The 15,693-nt window shown below is 56.5% G+C and carries 12 protein-coding genes and 3 tRNA genes; 6 read left to right on the top strand and 9 right to left on the bottom strand.

Features of this window, described 5'->3' with window-relative positions; genetic code table 11:
- Positions 1 to 222: 222 nt before the first annotated feature.
- The 3 genes from ONZ54_RS17480 to ONZ54_RS17470 all read right to left on the bottom strand — a co-directional run bounded on the left by ONZ54_RS17480 (position 223) and on the right by ONZ54_RS17470 (position 2,811).
- Positions 223 to 471 (bottom strand): YfhL family 4Fe-4S dicluster ferredoxin, encoded by a 249-nt coding sequence (locus ONZ54_RS17480; protein ID WP_021140912.1) that lies wholly within the window; start codon positions 469 to 471, stop codon positions 223 to 225.
- A gap of 1 nt (position 472) precedes the next feature.
- Positions 473 to 1,834: a prephenate-dependent tRNA uridine(34) hydroxylase TrhP gene (gene trhP / locus ONZ54_RS17475; RefSeq protein WP_271786790.1), complete on the bottom strand. Its 1,362-nt coding sequence runs from the start codon at positions 1,832 to 1,834 to the stop codon at positions 473 to 475.
- Positions 1,835 to 2,073: 239 nt separating this feature from the next.
- Positions 2,074 to 2,811, bottom strand: coding sequence for an EAL domain-containing protein (locus ONZ54_RS17470; protein WP_096120053.1), 738 nt, complete (start codon positions 2,809 to 2,811; stop codon positions 2,074 to 2,076).
- A 235-nt stretch (positions 2,812 to 3,046) separates the two neighbouring features.
- On the opposite strand from ONZ54_RS17470, the gene ONZ54_RS17465 reads away from it, so the two are divergent.
- From ONZ54_RS17465 to ONZ54_RS17450, 4 genes are all read left to right on the top strand, one after another.
- Positions 3,047 to 3,769 carry a hypothetical protein gene (locus ONZ54_RS17465; protein WP_271786789.1) on the top strand — a complete coding sequence of 241 codons (723 nt, stop codon included), beginning with the start codon at positions 3,047 to 3,049 and terminating at the stop codon, positions 3,767 to 3,769.
- Between the two features lie 30 nt (positions 3,770 to 3,799).
- A complete protein-coding gene (locus ONZ54_RS17460) occupies positions 3,800 to 4,291 on the top strand; it encodes a CS1 type fimbrial major subunit (protein ID WP_131731302.1) in 492 nt (163 codons plus the stop codon).
- A gap of 67 nt (positions 4,292 to 4,358) precedes the next feature.
- Entirely contained in the window at positions 4,359 to 6,800 is a 2,442-nt protein-coding gene (locus tag ONZ54_RS17455; RefSeq protein WP_271786788.1) for a fimbrial biogenesis outer membrane usher protein, read from the top strand.
- Positions 6,801 to 6,821: 21 nt separating this feature from the next.
- A complete protein-coding gene (locus ONZ54_RS17450; protein WP_271786787.1) occupies positions 6,822 to 8,024 on the top strand; it encodes a hypothetical protein in 1,203 nt (400 codons plus the stop codon).
- A 28-nt stretch (positions 8,025 to 8,052) separates the two neighbouring features.
- Here ONZ54_RS17450 and ONZ54_RS17445 read toward each other — a convergent pair whose 3' ends face one another.
- Positions 8,053 to 8,691, bottom strand: a complete 639-nt coding sequence (locus ONZ54_RS17445) for a response regulator (RefSeq protein WP_271786786.1) — start codon at positions 8,689 to 8,691, stop codon at positions 8,053 to 8,055.
- A gap of 123 nt (positions 8,692 to 8,814) precedes the next feature.
- Here ONZ54_RS17445 and ONZ54_RS17440 point away from each other — a divergent pair, with 123 nt between their 5' ends.
- Positions 8,815 to 12,255 carry an ATP-binding protein gene (locus ONZ54_RS17440; protein ID WP_271786785.1) on the top strand — a complete coding sequence of 1,147 codons (3,441 nt, stop codon included), beginning with the start codon at positions 8,815 to 8,817 and terminating at the stop codon, positions 12,253 to 12,255.
- Here the strand turns inward: ONZ54_RS17440 and ONZ54_RS17435 are convergent.
- The 4 genes from ONZ54_RS17435 to ONZ54_RS17420 all read right to left on the bottom strand — a co-directional run bounded on the left by ONZ54_RS17435 (position 12,241) and on the right by ONZ54_RS17420 (position 12,992).
- Complete coding sequence (locus tag ONZ54_RS17435; protein WP_271786784.1) at positions 12,241 to 12,516, bottom strand: hypothetical protein; 276 nt, start codon at positions 12,514 to 12,516, stop codon at positions 12,241 to 12,243. The two genes, ONZ54_RS17440 and ONZ54_RS17435, sit on opposite strands and share 15 nt — an antisense overlap.
- A 138-nt stretch (positions 12,517 to 12,654) precedes the next feature.
- Positions 12,655 to 12,739, bottom strand: a tRNA-Tyr gene (locus ONZ54_RS17430).
- Positions 12,740 to 12,783: 44 nt separating this feature from the next.
- A tRNA-Tyr gene (locus ONZ54_RS17425) sits at positions 12,784 to 12,868 on the bottom strand.
- Between the two features lie 39 nt (positions 12,869 to 12,907).
- Positions 12,908 to 12,992 (bottom strand) — tRNA-Tyr (locus ONZ54_RS17420).
- A 345-nt stretch (positions 12,993 to 13,337) separates the two neighbouring features.
- Between ONZ54_RS17420 and ONZ54_RS17415 the strand changes: the two genes are divergently transcribed.
- Positions 13,338 to 14,570: a cysteine desulfurase-like protein gene (locus tag ONZ54_RS17415; protein WP_271786783.1), complete on the top strand. Its 1,233-nt coding sequence runs from the start codon at positions 13,338 to 13,340 to the stop codon at positions 14,568 to 14,570.
- Between the two features lie 53 nt (positions 14,571 to 14,623).
- On the opposite strand, the gene ONZ54_RS17410 is transcribed toward ONZ54_RS17415, so the two are convergent.
- Positions 14,624 to 15,685: a protein-glutamate methylesterase/protein-glutamine glutaminase gene (locus ONZ54_RS17410; RefSeq protein WP_058393557.1), complete on the bottom strand. Its 1,062-nt coding sequence runs from the start codon at positions 15,683 to 15,685 to the stop codon at positions 14,624 to 14,626.
- Positions 15,686 to 15,693: the final 8 nt, after the last annotated feature.

Genomic DNA, 15,693 nt, shown 5'->3' with positions numbered 1-15,693 from the left:
GGCATTTTGCCCTGTGATATAGGGCTATAGTGGTAGCTAAGTGATTGATACCCTGTGCGGCCGATAGCTGCACAGGGTACGAAAAAGCCCCGTCAGGGGCTTTTTTTTTCGACAACATGCCAGCAATTACTGCCGGTGCATCCGCACAAACTTCTCCAGCAACTGCTCTTCGGTTTCCACGTGGGCGGGATCCCGGATGATGCAGTCTGTGAGACGCAGACGCTACTGCCTGTGCATCCGCACAAACTTCTCCAGCAACTGCTCTTCGGTTTCCACGTGGGCGGGATCCCAGATGATGCAATCGATGGGGCAGACGCTGATGCAGGTCGGCTTCTCATAGTGACCGACGCACTCGGTACAGCGACTGGGGTCTATCTCGTAGATCTCCTCACCCAAGCTGATCGCCTGGTTCGGACACTCGGGATCACACATGTCGCAGTTGATGCACTTGTCGGTGATGAGCAGGGACATATCAGGCCGCCGAGTGCGGCTGACGGGTGTCCTGGCGATCGCCGAGGTTGCGCAGCAATATGCCGTAGTTGATGTCGATCTCTTTGGGGACTGGCACATAGACAACGTGGCCGTTGCCCGGCGCCGTGTCGATGAGCTCGCCCTTGCGGTTCTGCATCTGCTCCAGATTGAAGCTGACGTTGCCCTGCGGCGTCATCAGCTCCAGGCTGTTGCCCACCAGGAACTTGTTCTTCACTTCCACTTCCACCATGTCGCCCTGGCGACCGGTGATCTCGCCGACGAACTGCTGGGTGTCGGAGACCGAGTAGCCGTAATCGTAGTTCTGGTACTCGCTGTGGTTGTGACGGCGCAGGAAGCCCTCGGTGTAGCCGCGGTGAGCCAGATTTTCGAGGGTGCCCATCAGGGTTGGATCGAACGGACGACCGGCAACCGCATCGTCGATGGCCTTGCGATAGACCTGGGCGGTGCGGGCGCAGTAGTAGAAGGACTTGGTGCGGCCTTCAATTTTGAGCGAGTGCACCCCCATCTTGGTCAGGCGCTCGACGTGCTCGACGGCGCGCAAGTCCTTGGAGTTCATGATGTAGGTGCCGTGCTCGTCCTCGAACGCCGTCATGTATTCACCGGGACGGTTGGACTCTTCCAGCAGCACCAGGGCATCGCTCGGCTTGCCGAGCCCCAGGGTATTGTCCGGGCGCACTGCGATGGGCTCCTGACGGTGGACTATCTGGCCCACGTCATCTTCCTTGCCCTCGTGCACCTTGTACTCCCAGCGGCAGGAGTTGGTGCAGGTGCCCTGGTTGGGGTCGCGCTTGTTGATGTAACCGGACAGCAGGCAGCGACCCGAGTAGGCCATGCACAGGGCGCCGTGGACGAAGACTTCCAGCTCCATCTCCGGCACATGCATGCGGATCTCTTCGATCTCGTCAAGTGACAGCTCGCGCGACAGGATGGCGCGGGTCAGGCCCATCTGATGCCAGAACTTCACCGTCGCCCAGTTGACCGCGTTGGCCTGCACCGAGAGGTGAATGGGCATCTCCGGGAAGGCTTCGCGCATCATCATGATGAGGCCCGGGTCTGACATGATCAGCGCATCCGGCTTCATCTCCACCACGGGACGCATGTCGCGGATAAAGGTCTTGAGCTTGGAGTTGTGGGGCTGGATGTTGGCCACCACATAGAACTGCTTGCCCAACGCGTGGGCCTCGTTGATGCCGAGCTGCAGATTCTCGTGATCGAATTCGTTGTTACGCACCCGCAGGCTGTAGCGTGGCTGACCCGCATAGACGGCGTCGGCGCCATAGGCATAGGCGTAACGCATATTCTTGAGGGTCCCGGCGGGGGAGAGCAATTCTGGTCTGAACATGTTGGACTCTTAGTATCTGATTGCAAATCAGGACGACGCCACCTGATGGCGCCGGATTGGTTGAGCCGTGGTGCGAGACGGCGCTCGCGTCACAACTACCCGATGGCGTACATCATTATGCAGGATCACAGGGGATGCACCTGATATACGGGGTGCGAGATTGTACTCGCCCCCACGCCATCATGCAATTTGGCAGGTAGCTGATGCCAGTGCGAGTCGCAATGAATGTGTGGGCCCGATCAGGCCCAGCGGGAGAGGGGGGAGGGCATGGCGTAGGCGTAGCCCTGCTGATAATCGCAGCCGAGCCGGTTGGCGACCTCGATATGGGTCAGGGTTTCCACCCCTTCACACACCACTTTCATGCCGAGTCGCTGCAGGTATTCCACCAGACCGGTCAACATCTTGAGGGCATGGGGCGTGCGCGCCGCCTGCAGCAGCAGGGAGCGATCCAGCTTGATGATCTCGTAAGGCAACGCCATCACCCGCTGGAAGTTGCATTCCAGAGTGCCGAAATCATCGCAGGCGATATGGGCGCCATGATCCCGCAGCACTTCGATCAAGGCTCTGTGCTGGCTGTGCAGTGGCGCGTGTTCCAGCACCTCGAACCAGATCTCGATCCCTGCCTTGCTCGCCTGGAGCAGCACCAGCAGCAAGAGATTCTGATAGGTCGGGCTGCACAGCATGGGGTTGAGGTTGATGGAGAGGGCATAGGGACCGCCCTTCGCCAGCGTAGGCAGATCACGCATGATGGCCCTGAGCATGACGATATCAACATGCAGGGACTCATCCTGGCTGAGGGAGAGAAAGTCGATGCCCTGATAGCTCTGACGTTGTGGATCCCAACGTCGGGCCAGAACTTCATAACCCTTGACCTGACGGTCGCGACCTATGATCGGCTGGTAAAAGGGCACGGCCACCTCGGCCACCGCCACGGTTGCCATGTCACTCATCGGATACTCTTCTTTGAACGCAAACATGGCACTCACCTGATAGACGGATATGGCTGCGCATAATACAGGAGGAAAAGATCAAAACACCGTAGGAATAGTCTGATAATTGACGTGATTTTGCGTAGTCAATATAGGACTATTCCGATTAACTTCCCCCGTCATTCTACCTAGACTGGCTCCAGCGATATGCAACTGACTCCTTTTTTAATAAATGGCATTCATTAAATGAACGTCGGCATGTGAAAACCAGTCTGGAATAAAAATGAAAAGAATATATCTCATCCTGCTGCTGATGTTCAGCGGTAACCTGTTTGCATCGGCTGAGATCAGCATAGGGACGCTTTATGACTATATGTCAGGCCAGCAAAGCACCTATTTAAAACGCATTCGAAATCAGGGTGACGCTACCGCCTTTGTCAAGGTGGCGATTCACGAAATAACTTATGACGAGGCCGGTCAACCCCATGAGTTGCCGGAGCTGACAGAGGGGCGCCGGGCGCTGATCGCCAGCCCTTCCCGCATGATTATTCCGGCCAATGGGGTGCAGGCAACACGGCTGTTGTATACGGGGGAACGGGACAATGAGCGTTATTTCAGAGTCCGTTTTATTCCTGTGTTGCCAAAACAGGAGGACGGGTTCGATCTGGATGCCAATACGGTTCAGGAGAATCAACAGCAAGTCTCGGCCGGGGTAAATATATTGACCGGTTTCGGTGCCATTATTTTTGTGATGCCAAAAGAGAGTCGCTTTGATACCAAGTTGATCAAGACCGATACCATGACCACTGTCGTGAATAAAGGCAATGCCACCATAGTGCTGGATTTTTTTGAGGAGTGTGATGGACGGGGAAAAAACTGTTCAACACCCGGAAAAATTCATCTATTGCCGAATATGAAAAAGCAATTGATGAAAAAGAGCGATCACCTTTATCGGTTCGAATTGATCGAAGGTGACAAGAGCAGAAACATGGTGATTGGTCACTGATGTTTCTTATATCCGAGAGAGGAGAGAGTGATGAAAGTATGGATAGCTGCGCCTCTGGCAATGCTGGTGTCGGCCAACTTGATGGCGGCGGAACGGGTTGAACATCAGGTCACCGTGACCGCCCAGATCCCGACCGAGTCTTTCTATATCCAGCCGACCGGCGGGGACAACTGGATGAGTACGCCACAGAAACTGGCCTACAACCCTTATACCAAGAAGTTGGACAAGCTGAGCAAGCAGCTGGATGCCAAGAGCACCATAGGCGCCATCACCGGTTATCTGACCAACCCGGCCGTGATGGCCAGCGGCAATGACAACATCCCCCTGACCGTCAAGATTGGTGGCGTCACTCTGGGGACCACCTCGGCAGAAGTGATGAAGGCCGATGATGCCAAGACCGGCAAGTTGCTGGGGCTGGAAGTGATCCCGGCGGATGCCCCGGCCGCCGGCTACAAGCCAGGCAACTACCAGGGGGTGGTGAACATGATATTTGAATCGGAAGCCCCCAAAGGCGGCGCATAAGCCGATTGGTGGAGGCTCCCTGTTACGGGGAGCCTTTTTGTCTGCGCTTAGAAGAGTGAGACAGGTCGTGCCATATTTCTCTTTCCTGTTGATCCTGGTTGTGTTGTGCGTACCTGCCTGGGCCACGGGAGGGCGCGTTGCACAACCCCTTGATCTGCTGCAACAAGCAGAAGATTTGCCTGATGGCTTTGCCGATCACTTCTTCGGCGTCCCGCTGGCGGTGCGCATCCTGGTGGATGGGCAACTGCTGGGGGAAGGCGAGATAGTGCTGGGCAAAGACACCAGCGTGCAACTGCTGGCTCTGACCGACAGCCACGAGAGCGAGCTGGAAGAACGAGACCGCCAGCGATGGAGCAAGGTGTTGAGCGAGCCTCACTTGCTGGGCCCTTGCCAGAATCGGTGCGCTGACGAGGTGTTGGCGCTGGAGTACAGCCTGGAAAACTCCCAGTTGTCGGTGCTGACGGCGGGGGCCGAAAAGGGAGTGCACGCTAGCCGCTATTACAGTTTGCCCACAACCGGCAGCTATGGCGCCCTGCTGCGCCACCAGTTGAACCTGACCCAGGGGGAAGGGGAGCAGCGCAGTGGCCGTTACAACCTGATGGCCCAGGGCAGCATAGGCCAGTGGACCCCGCTGCTGGAGGGGGAAGTGAGCCAGTCCGGCAACGGGCAGGCGGCGCAGCACCATGTGCAGCAACTTTATGCCGAGCGTGAGGGAGAGGGGCGTTTCTACCGGCTGGGCTACTTCTCGCCCTATGCCCAAGGTCTGGTGCGTCAGCCCACCCTGTTTGGCGGCGGAACCCCGACCGTGCTGGGGGTCATGCTGGGGGACTCTGACACCCTGTTGATAGAGCAAGGCCAGGCCAGTACGACGCCGCTCTATGTCACCCCAAGCCGGCCCGGCATGGTGGAGATCTATCGGGATGGGCAGCTCATCAACTCGCAGCAGGTGATCTCGGGCTTGCAGGCCCTCGATACCAAGGTGCTGCCCGCCGGCATCTACGAGGTGGAGCTGCGGGTGCTGGAAGATGGTCAGGTGACCGAGCGGCGCAGAGAGATGATCTACAAGCCGATGAACTGGCAAAACCCGGATGAAAGCTGGCGCTTCAACCTGTTTGTGGGCCAGCAGACCCGCTTGTTCAGCAACTGGGAAGAGGAGACGGTCCGGCCTCTGAGCAGCGGCGTCATGCTCAACCATCTGCTCACCCCCTCGGTGATCGTCGGGGCTTCCAGCCAGTATATCGACCAGCGCTGGCAGCATGGCCTCTCGGCCGACTGGAGTCTGGATAGCCAGTGGCGACTGTTTGGCAACCTGATGGCGACGCAAGGCCTGGGCAGCGGCTTCGATCTGCAGGCCTTGTATCACTATGGTGAGGGCAGTCTGGTGCTGAGCCATCAGCAGCAGCGCCAGCAGGGGCAAGTCGACGGGGAGAGCCGCGACCTCAAGCAGAGCAACCTGTCGTTGCAGCAGCGGCTCGATGAGCGCCACTCCGCCAACCTCTATCTGGCCCATCAGGTGGGTCGCGGGCTGGGGGCCGATCTGGGCTGGCGCTACAACGGCGATCTGCTTGGTCAGACGGTGAGCTGGAACCTGACGGTGTTTGACCGCCCGGGCAGCATCAGTACCGATAATGCGAGGGACAGGGGGGGCATGCTCTCCCTGAGCATGAACCTGGGGGGAGATCGCAGCCTGCTGGCCATCGGCATCGGCAGCCGGACCTCCCGCTCCGGCGGCCAGGAGCGCAATGCCTCCCTCAGTTACCAGCAGTTGCTGGAGTGGGGTGCCCTGCAGAGCGTGGGGGCCAACCTGACCACCGATAGCTATGGTGTCGGCACGGCGGGCTACGCCAAGTTTCAGGGGGCCTTGGTCAGCGGTGATGCTCACCTGCAGTCGTCTTCCTATAACCGGGCCCTGAGCGGGGGGATCAACCTTGACAGTACCCTGGCGTTTGGCGATGAGGGCCGCCTGATCATGACAGGCCAGTCGCAAGGGCAGGAAGCGGGCATGATAGTGGATGTGGAGTCCGATATACCCGAGCTGACCCTGCGCGCCGATGACGATCAGGGGGGCAATATCAGGTTACGGCCAGGTCGAAATCTGGTGCCCGTCACCGCCTATCGCAGTGGCGCCGTGCAGCTGGATATGGCCGGGCAGAATGCCCCTTCCATGACCATTCGTCCCAACGTCTTGCCCTATCACCTCAACAAGGGCGGCGTGGCCTATCACCAGGTCCGTGTGATGAAGACAGTGACAGTGATAGGCCGCCTGCTGGATGGGCAGGGGGTGCCATTGAAAGGGGCCATGGTGGTCAACCATGCGGGCCGCACCGTCAGCGAGGCAGATGGCTTCTTTGCGGTGGAGATGAGCGAGCACAATCCCAGCTTGCAGGTGGAGTATCAGGGTTCTCAGCAGTGCGATCTGGCGCTGGATACGGTCCGAGCCGAACGCCAGCAGGAAGTGTTGCTACTGGGCGATCTGGTCTGCAGTGCCCAGGCCTGGGCCAGTCAATAAGAGCTTAAGCAGGAAGAGATAATGAAAGCCGGTGTGATGTATTATTGGTTGTGGTTGGTCGTGCTATTTGGGCTGCCGGTGCAGGCTGCATCTATCAATGTGACCGCAGAATATAAGCCAGCGGCTTATGAAGTAGGTAGGGGAAAATTTATAAATACAACACCTTGTAATGGTGAGCCTTTGCCAGGATTTTGGTGTAGTGGCACTTCGACAGTAGACGAGTCGCAACCATTATTTATATCTATAACAATAGATCGTGTGGTAAATAATAATAATAATTTGGCAGATGCTCTTACTTATCTGGGGTTTGTTGGTGCTCGTGATGTATCTCTTGTTAATCAGGGCAGTAATAAATCATATTCGATGAAGTTTCTTTTTACTAAGATTGGTGCTTTGATGAGCCCTAACCTTGCAAAAGAAGCGCTTGTAAATAACTCAGACTGGTTGGATCACATTGATGGAGATTGTCAAAGAACGCTGAATTCTTGGGCTAGTCCATCTAGGGTTCATTATCTTTATGATATAAAGCCTGAAAATCAGTTGGCTGGTGGGAAATGCTACCACAATAAATTCAAAACTACTTTTTCCAGCAAGAGGACCGCTTTATCAAAGATATATCTTGGATATAAACTACATACACCTGATCCATTGAAAATGGAGAATGGTGTTTATAAAGGAAGTTTGGTCTTATCGATTGGTCGGAACAAGGATCTAGATTTTGGCAATGGCACTTACTCAGACAATCAGCTAACTATTAATTTTACCATGACAGTTCGTCATCAAATAAAAATGGAGTTTCCCCCTGGTAGCGATAAAGTTGTATTACAACCACCTGGTGGATGGCATGACTGGATTTATCGTGGTAAATCACATCAACCTCCCTATTTGATTGCAGAATTGCCATATCGACTATGGGTAAGTTCGGATTATAATGTCTGGCTGAACTGCCAGTATGCCTATGGTGAAGTCTGTATGCTGAATAATGAAAGACTCGGGATACAAGTCAGACTTGAGGTGATTTATGTAAATAAATCCAAAGGAGAGTTCCCCTTGAAACATGGCGTCAAGAGGCTATTTTCTGCAAGTTTAGGAGGCCCATATTTCATAAATGAAGAACGAAGCATCATATTTAAAGTGGGGAAACCTGCCTTGACCTTGATGATGGAATATCCGGGGAGCACTTATAAAGGCAATGTGACCCTTATTTATGATGCAGCGATTTAAAGCCCAGGTGGTTCATTCTGGTCAAGGGTCAGGCCAGCCCTTGTTCCTTGGCATAGTGAAACAGGGCGCTATCGCTTTGCAGGCCGAGCCGCAGCATAGCGCTCTTTTTCTGGGTGCTGATGGTCTTGACGCTGCGGTGCAGGTACTCGGCCACCTGGGTGACTGACATGCCGCTGGCGAGGAGTCGTACCACTTCGCTCTCCTTGGGGGTGAGTTGAATCGAGGTGGTGTGATGATCCAGCCCGGCTTCGGCCAGCAGAGTTTTCACCGAACTGCCGATATAGCTGTGCCCGGATAATATCTGACGAATGGCATCGGACAATTCGCTGATCACCGCTTTTTTGAGCAGGACACCGCTCACCCCCAATTGGAGCAGCGACTGCAAGATACCGGCATTGTGGATCTGGGTCAGCACCAGAATAGGCAGGGTGGGATGATCTCGTTTTAATTGCTGGATCATGCTCAAGCCATCGCTGCGTTCATCCCCTGGCATGCTGAAATCAGTGATCAACAGATCGCAACTATGTTGCTGCAATGTGTTTAATAGTTCGGAGACTTGATGCGCCTCCGCAACAACCTCGCAACCAGGTTGGTTGTGTGCAATAAGGCTGCGGATCCCGGTCAGTATGAGTGGATGGTCATCGGCAAGAATGATCTTGAAAGACATAGGTGAGCCCCATATAAAACAGCGAATAATATTTAAACTATCAAACATCTCATTTCTATACTACTTTGCGCACCGCATTTTTTCGAGCGTTAATATGATGTCATTTCCTTCCGGATTGGCACGATGAGGTGTCCTCTCGTGGCGATATTTCGATGCATGGTCGTCATATCGGTATTTAATATGTGTATATTCTGTCAGCCACTCCTCGCCGCAAATAAATCTCCCATACCGGTAATAAGAGTCGGGTTATTGGTGGGCGGCTGGGGGCCATTTCAGCAGTGGGATGGTCATAATGGCAGCGGCTTCAGTGTCGAGCTGATAAGTATCTTGGCCAAGAACCTTGACTACCAGATTGAGTGGAAAGCATATCCCGACTGGAACCGGTTATATGCGGCCAGCTGCAAAGGTGAGGTCGATATTTTGCTGGATGCCTTTCGCTCGGAAGAACGGGAATGTATTTCATACACGCGCCCTTATTATTCGTCACCGACTGTGGTCGTGGTGCGCCATGATTCTCCTTTCTTTCGTGATGTCAGTGGCTTGAATCAATCTCGTCTTGCCATCGAAGCCGGTTTTCTGACCGAAAAACTGGTCCGGCTCCATTATCCTGATGTCTCCCGTATCCTGTTTCAGGACTCCGGTGCTGCCTTGCAGGCTGTGCTCGACAAGCAGGCCGATGCCTATATCGGCAACCTGCATGTTGCCAATCAATTTATTGCCCTGCACCCCGAATTGGCCGTGGTGGCCCAGTCCCCTTTGCTGATGGAGAGTCTCTATCTGGGTATCAGCAACCATAAGTCCAGGTTGGGGGTCCGCTTTGATACTGCCATTCAGGCGCTGACGGTGGAGCAGCGCAGCACCCTGGAGCAGCGCTGGCTGGGTGACAACAGCCTGAGTTTTCTGGGCCAAAGTGCTTTTTTGCTGCGGCCCGATGAGCGGGAATGGCTCTCCCGATTACCGCCGCTGACACTGGGTTTGATCCCTGGCTGGGTACCTTTTTCCTACGCCGACAGCAGTGGCAAACTGACCGGCCTTATCGGTGACTATCTTGCGCTGTTCAAGGACAAGCTGGGGCTGGCCTATCTCTACCACGCTGACCAGAGTTGGTCCGAGCTGCTGCAGGCGCTGCTCCATCAAGAGGTCGATCTGACCATCATTCCCACCCGCATCAGTCAACAGCTGGTGGGTTGGCAGCTGAGTCAGCCCATTACCTCCTTTCCCGTGGTGATTGCCATGGCCCGTGGTAGCAACACTATCGGTGGCTTTGCAGAACTGGCTGGCAAGCATCTGATCGTGACCGACAGCATGCTGACTGCCGGGCTGAAGGCGCGTATCCCGGATATCCAGATCACAGTGGTACCTGGTCCGGAAGAGGGGCTGGCCATGGTGGCAGCTGGGGCAGGGGATGCCTATATGGGCAATCTGGCCGTCATATCACGGCTTATCAATGAGCGGTTCGATGACAGCCTGCATATAGTGGCGCCCACCCCCTTCAAGGATGAACTGGCTGTTGCAGTGCGTGACACCTATGCTCCCCTGCTGCCGCTGATCAATCGGGTCCTGGCCAGCATGAGTGACAAGGAGAAGCAGCAGATCCGCAATAGTTGGCTGGCGGTGAACTACAGCGAAGGGATCCCGTGGCAAAAGCTGATACAAACCCTGATCCCCGTTGGCACGGGTGTCACCTTGTTTATTCTCTCGCTCTCCATCGCCTACTGGCGTTTGCGCCAGGAGATCCTGCACCGCCGTCAGGTGGAGGAGGCTCTGGCGCGAGCCAAGGAGTGCGCCGAGCATGCGGCCAGCAAAAAGGCTGAATTTCTGGCCACCATGAGCCATGAGATCCGTACCCCCATGAACAGCATCGTCGGCATGGCGGAGCAGCTAAGTTTTACGTCGCTCGACCTGGAGCAGCGGCAGATGGTTGCCATCATCAACCGGGGGGCCGAGGGACTGTTGCAACTGATCGGCAATGTGCTGGATTACTCCAAGCTGGATGTGGGCAAGATGGCGCTGGCGCCGAGCTCTTTTTTGCTGCGCGAACTCATCGACAGCGTGTTGACCATGATCAGCTGCGAGGTACAACACAAGGGTCTGCAGTGTTACCTGCGTGTCGATGATGAGGTGGGCGCCCGCTTCACTGGGGATGTGCTGCGACTCAAGCAGGTGTTGTTCAACCTGGTCAGCAATGCCATCAAGTTCACCGAGCGCGGCTTTATCGAACTCTCCATCAAGCTGGAGGCGCAAACAGACGGGGAGCAGCGGTTGCTGATCGGGGTGCAGGATACCGGCATCGGCATGAGTACCGAGGCGCAGGCCCGTATCTTCGATGCCTTTGAGCAGGCAGATGGCGCCACCACCCGCAGTTATGGCGGGACCGGGCTTGGTCTTAGCATCAGTCATACCCTGGCCGAATTGATGGGGGGAGAGATCAGGCTGGAAAGCGCCCCCGGGCTTGGGACTTTCATCGGGCTCTCGATCACGTTACCTCTTGAGCTGCGCCGTGAATATGACCCCACCCTCATGGGGTTGCGTGCCTTTATGGCACTGGAGGATGGCAAGCTGCGCCATACCTTGCGACTGCACCTGCTGTCGTTGGGCGTGCAGACAAGCGATGAACGGCAGGGGGCCGACTTGCTATTTGTCGATGGGGCGGATCACTCGGAGCCCTGTATCTCTGTTGCCCCACTGGGCAATGCGCTGGGTTATCAGTTGCGTGAAGGGCGTTACTGGCTCAACAGCAATCCCTTGACCTGGCAAGCGGTGCGTGAGGTGTGCTATCGGCAGCTGGGCCAGGGTGAGCAACTGCTGCCCGACCCTATTCCCGTGGCGCCAACTTCCCGGCCTTTGCCATACCGGCTGCTGGTGGTCGAGGATCATCATCTTAATCAGGTATTGGTGCAGCGCCAGCTCAAGCAGCTCAATCTGGTGTGCGATCTGGCCGAGAATGGCCAGCAGGCGCTCGCCATGCTGGCACAGCACAGTTACGACCTGATCCTGTGTGATTGCCAGATGCCGGTGATGGATGGCTACGACTTTACCCGCCAGGTACGCACTGTCGAGGGACTGGCGCGGCTCCCCATCATCGCCATGACGGCCAATGTGATGCCGGAACAGGCGCAGCGCTGCCTGGCGGCAGGCATGAATGATGTGCTGGGCAAACCCGTGCTGTTGGACGGGCTTCGCCAGATATTGATGAAGTGGCGCATATTGTCCGTCCCCAAACTGCTTGATGTGATATCCCTGCAGACGTTTTTCGGAGTTGGAGAGCCTTTTGAGCAGATGATGACGCTGTTTGGTCAGGAGCTGGAACAATCCCTTGCTTTGGTACATGACGACGACAAGGGGCTGGCTAACTGGGTGCATCGTCAGGCCGGCACCATCTCCATGATGATGGTAGATGACTTGGCGCAGCAGGCTTGGCATCTGGAGGAGAAGATCCGCGAGGAGGGGGCCGAGCTGTGTGGGGCCGAATTGGCCGGGTTCAGAGCTGTGTTGCAGCAGATAGTCGATGAGTTGACTCTGCTGCTTGCCAGCCCCCGGGAAGAGGGATCAGGAAGAGACTGAGCTGAGATAGGAGAACCGGGGCTCACGGATGGCATTCGAATGCACGGCTTGCGCCAGCCACGACCAGTCGAGCAGGGGGGTATCCGCCTTGAAGCGCTGGTAGGCCTGACCCTTGGCTATGGTCAGGAACAGCGTGGTCGGCAGGCCGATGCGGTTGGTGTAGCGCACCATGACGTCGCCCTGATAGCTGACCAGCCGCTGTTGCAGCTGTGGCAAGGTCAAGCCGCTTGCTTGTCCTGTTTCATCCCAAATCTCAAACATGGCGTGCTATGTCCCTGAAAGGTATGAAGGCTACTGTTTCTAAAAGTAGCGGATGATGCAATTGTCAGATCTGACAGTGTCAAATGGATGCAATTTTAAAAAGCAAAAACCCGGCACCAGGCCGGGTCTTCTAAATGATGGTGGAGGGAGAAGGATTCGAACCTTCGAAGGCAGAGCCGTCAGATTTACAGTCTGATCCCTTTGGCCGCTCGGGAACCCCTCCACAGGGGTAAAGCATAGGTTATTCAGCCATTTCAATCGGGAAAATGGTGGAGGGAGAAGGATTCGAACCTTCGAAGGCAGAGCCGTCAGATTTACAGTCTGATCCCTTTGGCCGCTCGGGAACCCCTCCACGGGGTATTTCCTGATTGTCACTACATTTGCACTTGAATGGTGGAGGGAGAAGGATTCGAACCTTCGAAGGCAGAGCCGTCAGATTTACAGTCTGATCCCTTTGGCCGCTCGGGAACCCCTCCCCAAGTGCGAGGCGCATACTATCAGATCCGGCAGCTTTGTGAACCCCTTCTGGTGATATCTGGCGACAAAAAAGTGCGAGTCGGTCATTTTTTGATATCTTTCGCTCATTTTTCATCCTTATCAACGACTTCTACGCTGATTGCCGGCATGAAAGCGGCAAGTCGCCCGCGCGTCCCAGCCTTGATGGAGAAGCATGCCATGGAGAGCTTCCCAGCATTTTATACTGAAAATATGGCCTCATCATGTAACTGTGATGGCTGACCGGTTCACAGATGGACATTGCTGCTGCGCCATTTTACTCTCACCATGTTATTCAACTGTTAACATGGACTGTGGACTCTTCTATGCAGCCTCTCGATATTGCCGTGTTGCGCGGCCAGTTTCCCGCCCTCAATCAACTGGTTGATGGCAAGACCCCCATCTTCTTCGACGGCCCGGGCGGCGCCCAGGTGCCTCACTCTGTGCTCACCGCCATGACTGACTATCTCGGCCGCTTCAACGCCAATCTGGGGGGGCCTTTTTTCTCGGCCCGAGCCACGGAGCAGCAGGCACAGCGAGCCAGAGAGGCAGTGGCGACCCTGCTTGGGGCGGACAGAGCTGAGGAGATCGTCTTTGGCGCCAACTTCACCACCCTGACGTTTGCGGTCAGCCGTGCTCTGTCACGTGAGTGGCAGGCGGGGGACGAAATCATCGTCAGCGGGCTGGATCACTACTCCAATGTGTCAAGCTGGCAGCAGGCGGCGGCTGATCGCGGTGTTGTTGTGCATCAGGTGCGGGTGGATGTGGCGAACGGCGGGCTCGACTACGGGCATCTGCTCAGCCTGTTGGGCCCCAAGACACGGTTGGTCGCGGTGACGGCGGCTTCCAATACGACGGGTACTCTGGTCGATATCCCTCGCATCGCCGATGCCGTGCACGGGGTCGGGGCGCTGCTCTATGTGGACGCTGTTCATTTTGCCCCTCACGAGCGCATCGACGTGCAGGCCTGGGATTGTGACTTTCTCGGCTGCTCCGCCTACAAGTTCTTCGGTCCGCACCTTGGTATCCTGTATGGCAAGCACCGCCATCTGGAGCATTTCACCCCTTACAAGGTGGAGCCTGCGAAGAATGTGGCACCCGGCAAGTGGGAAACCGGCACCCAGAGCTGGGAAGCGCTGGCCGGAGTCGAGGCCACCATCGGGTATCTGGCTTCCCTCTCCGGGCTGGATGCGGCCGAACATGATCTGGAGGCCCGTCTCGATCTGGCATTTTCCCGCAGCCATGCCCATGAGCAACAGCTCAGCGCCCATCTGCTGGCCAAGCTGGCCGAGCGTCCCTGGTTGACCCTGCATGGCATCAACGACAGCAAGGGGCGCACCCCCACCTTCGCCCTCACCTCGAACCGTCATACGCCGGTCGAGATGGCGGAATTTCTCGGTCAGCATCAGGTCTGTAGCTGGGCGGGCCACTTCTATGCGCTGGCCCTGGTGGAACAGTTGGGGGTGAGCGAGGGAGTCTTGCGGATAGGCTGCATGCACTACAACACGTCGGCCGAGGTCGACCGGCTGTTTGCCCTGCTCGACGACATGCCCGCCTGAAACAGCTGTGCCCGGCAGGCCGGGCACACTTCGCAAGTGGCTGAACGCGCGCTTTATCGACCCACTATGGCGTGGTGAATATCCTGCAGCGGCAGTATGTGACGGGCGGCCCCGAGCTTGATGGCCTCCTTGGGCATGCCGAACACCACGCAGGATGCCTCATCCTGGGCGAAGGTATTGGCCCCCGCCTCCAGCATTTCCCGTAACCCGCGAGCGCCGTCATCTCCCATGCCCGTCATTATGATGCCGGTGGCATTGCCGCCGGCAAACTTGGCGACCGAGCGAAACAGTACGTCCACCGAGGGGCGATGGCGGTTGATGAGGGGGCCATCCATGACATCGACGTGATAATAGGCGCCGCTGCGCTTGAGCAGCATGTGCTTGCCGCCGGGGGCTATGAGTGCCAGACCCGGAATGACCCTGTCATTGCTTTTGGCCTCTCTCACCTCGATCTGGCAAAGGCTGTTGAGCCGCTCGGCAAAGGAGGCGGTGAACTTCTCCGGCATGTGCTGCACTATGACGATGCCGGGACAGACCCGCGGCAGGTTCGTCAGCACGGCTTCCAGTGCCTGGGTACCGCCGGTAGAGGTACCGATCGCCACGATCCGCTCCGTGGTCTGGGCCATGGCATGCTGGCTTGCCGGCGGCATGATGGCATCGGCGCTGAGTTTGGCCGCCACGATTAACGGGGGCGCCTTGCCCAGCCGTTTGACATTGGCTTGGGCGGCGGCGCGTACCGCCATGGCCAAGGCTTGTGCCGACTCCTGCAAGAAGCTTTTGAGGCCGACAGTGGGCTTGGTGATGATGTCCACCGCTCCGGCGGCCATGGCCTGCAGCGTGGTTTCCGCGCCTTTCTCTGTCAGGGACGAGCAGATGACTACCGGGGTAGGGTGTTCGGCCATGATCTTGGTGAGGAAGGTGATGCCATCCATGCGTGGCATCTCCACGTCCAGTACTATCACGTCGGGCCACTCTTTTTTCAGTTTTTCCAGTGCAAACAGCGGATCCGAGGCGGTGGCTATCACCTTGATATCCGGCTCCTGTTCTAGAATGGCCTGTAACACCTGCCTGACCACGGCGGAGTCGTCCACCAGCATGACCTTGATCTGTTTCATTCCCGTTC

The sequence above is a fragment of the Aeromonas salmonicida genome, assembly GCF_028355655.1.
GTDB lineage: Bacteria > Pseudomonadota > Gammaproteobacteria > Enterobacterales > Aeromonadaceae > Aeromonas > Aeromonas salmonicida.
This window is presented reverse-complemented; position numbering and strand designations above follow the sequence as displayed.